Annotated in this window: 3 rRNA genes; all 3 read left to right on the forward strand. The window is 57.3% G+C overall.

The features are described 5' to 3' along the window. The first annotated feature begins 212 nt into the window (after positions 1-212). The 3 genes from E6N53_RS20560 (at position 213) to rrf (ending at position 5,263) form a co-directional block, all read left to right on the forward strand. Positions 213-1,679, forward strand: a 16S ribosomal RNA gene (locus E6N53_RS20560). Between the two features lie 390 nt (positions 1,680-2,069). Then, positions 2,070-4,990 (forward strand): 23S ribosomal RNA (locus E6N53_RS20565). A gap of 151 nt (positions 4,991-5,141) precedes the next feature. Then, positions 5,142-5,263 (forward strand): 5S ribosomal RNA (gene rrf / locus E6N53_RS20570). The 16S, 23S and 5S rRNA genes sit together here, the layout of an rRNA operon. The last annotated feature ends 38 nt before the right edge of the window (positions 5,264-5,301 follow it).

The following is a 5,301-nucleotide window of genomic DNA, read 5'->3' on the forward strand; positions in this document are numbered from 1 at the left end:
CGACTCACGTTGGTTCAGGTCCGAAACGATACGTGAGGATTCCCCCCCTGCGGTCCGCCGTAAGACGGAATCTGATGTTAGCCCTGGTAGTTCGGTGACACCCGGTCGACCCGGTGTGTCACTGGACGGACCTTGCAATGAACGGTGATTCGTGTCTTCACAGACACAAATCCCGCCACCCCCCTCTTTCGCCCCCAAACGGAAGAGGGAACATTCCGGTTGATCCTGCCGGAGGTCATTGCTATCGGGGTCCGATTTAGCCATGCTAGTTGTACGTCTAACGTAGCGAAAAGCTCCGTAACACGTGGCCAAACTACCCTGTGGAGGACAATAACCTCGGGAAACTGAGGCTAATAGTCCATACGACACTCATGCTGGAATGCAGAGTGGCCGAAACGCTCCGGCGCCACAGGATGTGGCTGCGGCTGATTAGGTAGACGGTGGGGTAACGGCCCACCGTGCCGATAATCAGTACGGGTTGTGAGAGCAAGAGCCCGGAGACGGAATCTGAGACAAGATTCCGGGCCCTACGGGGCGCAGCAGGCGCGAAACCTTTACACTGCACGCCAGTGCGATAAGGGGACCCCGAGTGCGAGGGCATACTAGCCCTCGCTTTTCTGAACCGTAGGGAGGTTCAGGAACAAGAGCTGGGCAAGACCGGTGCCAGCCGCCGCGGTAATACCGGCAGCTCGAGTGATGACCGCTGTTATTGGGCCTAAAGCGTCCGTAGCTGGCCACGCAAGTCCGTCGGGAAATCCACTAGCTCAACTAGTGGGCGTCCGGCGGAAACTGCGTGGCTTGGGACCGGAAGGCTCGAGGGGTACGTCCGGGGTAGGAGTGAAATCCTGTAATCCTGGACGGACCACCGATGGCGAAAGCACCTCGAGAAGACGGATCCGACAGTGAGGGACGAAAGCTGGGGTCTCGAACCGGATTAGATACCCGGGTAGTCCCAGCCGTAAACGATGCCAGTTAGGTGTGGCGCAGGCTACGAGCCTGCGCTGTGCCGTAGGGAAGCCGAGAAACTGGCCGCCTGGGAAGTACGTCCGCAAGGATGAAACTTAAAGGAATTGGCGGGGGAGCACTACAACCGGAGGAGCCTGCGGTTTAATTGGACTCAACGCCGGACATCTCACCAGCTCCGACTACAGTGATGACGACCAGGTTGATGACCTTGTCACGACGCTGTAGAGAGGAGGTGCATGGCCGCCGTCAGCTCGTACCGTGAGGCGTCCTGTTAAGTCAGGCAACGAGCGAGACCCGCACTCTTAATTGCCAGCATCAGGTTTCCTGGATGGGTACATTAAGAGGACTGCCGCTGCTAAAGCGGAGGAAGGAACGGGCAACGGTAGGTCAGTATGCCCCGAATGAGCTGGGCTACACGCGGGCTACAATGGTCAAGACAATGGGTTCCAACCTCGAGAGAGGACGGTAATCTCCGAAACTTGGTCGTAGTTCGGATTGTGGGCTGAAACTCGCCCACATGAAGCTGGATTCGGTAGTAATCGCGTTTCAGCAGAGCGCGGTGAATACGTCCCTGCTCCTTGCACACACCGCCCGTCAAAGCACCCGAGTGGGGTCCGGATGAGGCCTGGCTCCCAGGTCGAATCTGGGCTCCGCAAGGGGGCTTAAGTCGTAACAAGGTAGCCGTAGGGGAATCTGCGGCTGGATCACCTCCTAACGAACGGGACTTCCCTGTACGGGAAGCCCACTTTCACTCATCGCAAGACACCGCCAGTCACACACCGTGCCGACCGGGCACCTAAGAACTACCAGGGCTAACGAGACCTACCACTCGGTGGCGAGACCTCTCCCCGTGAGAGGTGGGTTCGACTCCCAGTAGGTCAATGTCAGGGACTCGTCGACACGAACCACTCCCCTTAAGTGGGAGAGGGCGATACGATGAGTCCCGAAGCAAAACCGATGCACCATCCCGCGAAAGCGTGGTTGGGAAGGGTTGAACGCGCCTTGCGTCACAAGGAGCGTGATGAAATCGTGTGTACGTGCAATCCAGGCGTCCACTGGACTCGTTCAGCGAATCGAGTCATAGTGCGCCCACAACAACACAGCATTACTGGCTACTGTACTGGCTGGTGAATGGCTCGGCTCGAGAGCCGATGAAGGACGTGCCAAGCTGCGAAAAGCTCTGGGAAGCCGCACGGAGGCAAAGAACCAGAGATCTCCGAATAGGAATCCTCACCGCAATTGCCGCGCGCAATGGGGAACGTTCCGAATTGAAACATCTTAGTAGGAACAGGAAAAGAACGCAACCGCGATGTCGTTACTAACGGCGAGTGAACGCGACACAGTCCAAACCGAATCCCTCACGGGACATGTGGTGTCCGGACTGACTCTCATCATCCGACCATCTGTCTGAAGTCTCCTGGAACGGAGCGCGACACAGGGTGAAAGCCCCGTAAGACAGATCAGTACGATGTGCGTCAGCTCCAGAGTAGCAGGGGTTGGATATCCCTTGTGAAGGTCCCAGGCATCAACTGGGAAGACTAAACACTCCTCGAGACCGATAGCGAACAAGTAGCGTGAGCGAACGCTGAAAAGCACCCCGAGAAGGGCGGTGCAATAGGGCCTGAAATCAGTCAGTGATGGAACGACGAGGCATACAAGGCCTCTCGACGAACGACCGACGCGCGAGCGTCCAGTAGGACTCGAGAGGAGCCGATGTCCCGTCGTACGTTTTGAAAAACGAACCAGGGAGTGCACTTGTCTGGCAAGTCTAACACGAGCATCGTGGAAGGCGTAGGGAAACCGATACGGCCGCAGCCTCTTCGAGGCCAGGGCCACCGTGTTCAAGCGCGGGGAGTCAGACGGGTGCGACCCGAAACCGAGTGATCTACGCGGGGGCAGGGCGAAGCGTGGCGAAAGCCACGTGGAGGCCCGCTAGGGTTGGTGTCCTACAATACCCTCCCGTGACCCGCGCGTAGGGGTGAAAGGCCCATCGAACTCGGCAACAGCTGGTTCCAGTCGAAACATGTCGAAGCATGACCTCAGCAGAGATAGTATGCGAGGTAGAGCGACCGATTGGGAGACCCGCCTCCGAGAGGAGTCGGCCTCCCTGTCGAACTCCGAACTTGCATACGTCGTAGAAGCTGGGAGTCCGGTACTCCGGGGTAAGCTTGGGTACCGTGAGGGAGACAACCCAGAGGTAGGCTAAGGACCCCAAATGTGGATTAAGTGCGACCGAAGATTGTCTCGAGCCCTAAACAGCCGGGAGGTGAGCTTAGAAGCAGCTACCCTCTAAGAAAAGCGTAACAGCTTACCGGCCGAGGTTCGAGGCGTCGAAAATGATCGGGGCTCAAATCCACTTCCGAGACCTACCAGTCCTCCACCAGGAGGAATCTTGTAGACTGGCGCTCCGTCCGGGTGGAAGCACGGGTGAGAACTCGTGTGGACCGTACGGAAACGAAAATCCTGGTCACAGTAGCAGCGAGAGTCGGGTGTGAACCCCGACGGCCTGAAGAGCAAGGGTTCCTCGGCACTGCCAATCAGCCGAGGGTTAGTCGGTCCTAAGTGTGACCGTAACTCGAATCACACAAATGGGAATCAGGTTAATATTCCTGAACTGTTGTGCACTCAAAGTCGACGCTTTGGGAACCGTTCAGCCGGGCCTTCGCCCGGTCGAATCGAGGAAACTCGTGGAAGCCGTAATGGCACGAAGCGAGCGAAGCTCGAGACAGCGCAAGTGAGCGATACCTAGAGCCCGTGAAAAGACGAGCACAACATCCGTACCGAGATCCGACACAGGTGCTCTGGCAGCGTAAGCCAAGGCCCGTCGGGAGCAACCGGCGTTAGGGAATTCGGCAATTTAGTCCCGTACGTTCGCAATAAGGGATGCCTGCCTTTCACGAGGCAGGTCGCAGTGACTCGGACGCTCCGACTGTCTAGTAACAACATAGGTGACCGCAAATCCGCAAGGACTCGTACGGTCACTGAATCCTGCCCAGTGCGGGTATCTGAACACCAGGTACAACTGGACGAAGGACCCGTCAACGGCGGGGGTAACTATGACCCTCTTAAGGTAGCGTAGTACCTTGCCGCTTCAGTAGCGGCTTGCATGAATGGATCAACGAGAGCGTCGCTGTCCCAACGCTGGGCCCGGTGAACTGTACGTTCCAGTGCGGAGTCTGGAGACCCCCAAGGGGAAGCGAAGACCCTATAGAGCTTTACTGCAGGCTGTCGCTGAGACGTGGTCGCTGATGTGCAGGATAGGTAGGAGTCGTTACACAGGTACTCGCGCTAGCGAGCCACCGAGACACCACTGAAATACTACCCGTCAGTGACTGCGACTCTCACTCCGGGAGGAGGACACCGGTAGCCGGGCAGTTTGACTGGGGCGGTACGCGCTCGAAAAGATATCGAGCGCGCCCGAAGATATCCTCACGCGGGTCGGAAACCCGCAGAAGAGTGCAAGAGCAAAAGGATGTCTGACAGTGTTCTTCCTAACGAGGAACGCTGACGCGAAAGCGTGGTCTAGCGAACCTACGAGGTTCATTCATGGGACCCGTAGATGACAGAAAAGCTACCTTAGGGATAACAGAGTCGTCACCGGCAAGAGCACATATCGACCCGGTGGCTTGCTACCTCGATGTCGGTTCCCTCCATCCTGCCCGTGCAGAAGCGGGCAAGGGTGAGGTTGTTCGCCTATTAAAGGAGGTCGTGAGCTGGGTTTAGACCGTCGTGAGACAGGTCGGCTGCTATCTATTGGGGGTGTGAAGACACCTGACGGGAACGCTCGTATAGTACGAGAGGAACTACGAGTGGTGGCCACTGGTGTACCGGTTGTCCGAGAGGGCAGTTGCCGGGCAGCTACGCCACACGGGGTAAGAGCTGAACGCATCTAAGCTCGAAACCCACCTGGAAAAGAGGTGTCATTGAGGTCACTCGTAGAAGACGAGTTCGATAGACTCGGGGTGTACGCAACGAGGCAACGAGTTGTTCAGCCCGCGAGCACTAACAGACCAAGCCATACTCATACTGGTTGTTCATCAGAACGCACTGAGACTCGATACACGAACGAGTCCAGGCGCAAACTGGATTGCACGATATACACACGATTTGACAAATCAACTGCTCGGTCCCACCGATATTGGATATCACGACGGTTCGACTCCGTCGATCGGCATTAAGGCGGCCAGAGCGGCGAGGTAACACCCGTACCCATCCCGAACACGGAAGTTAAGCTCGCCTGCGTGTCGGCAAGTACTGGGGTGGGCGACCCCCTGGGAACACCGATTCGCCGCCTCCACTCATACTCGTCCTTCACTCGTCTCGAGCCAGTGGCTC

It is taken from the genome of Salinigranum halophilum (genome assembly GCF_007004735.1).
GTDB classification, from domain to species: domain Archaea; phylum Halobacteriota; class Halobacteria; order Halobacteriales; family Haloferacaceae; genus Salinigranum; species Salinigranum halophilum.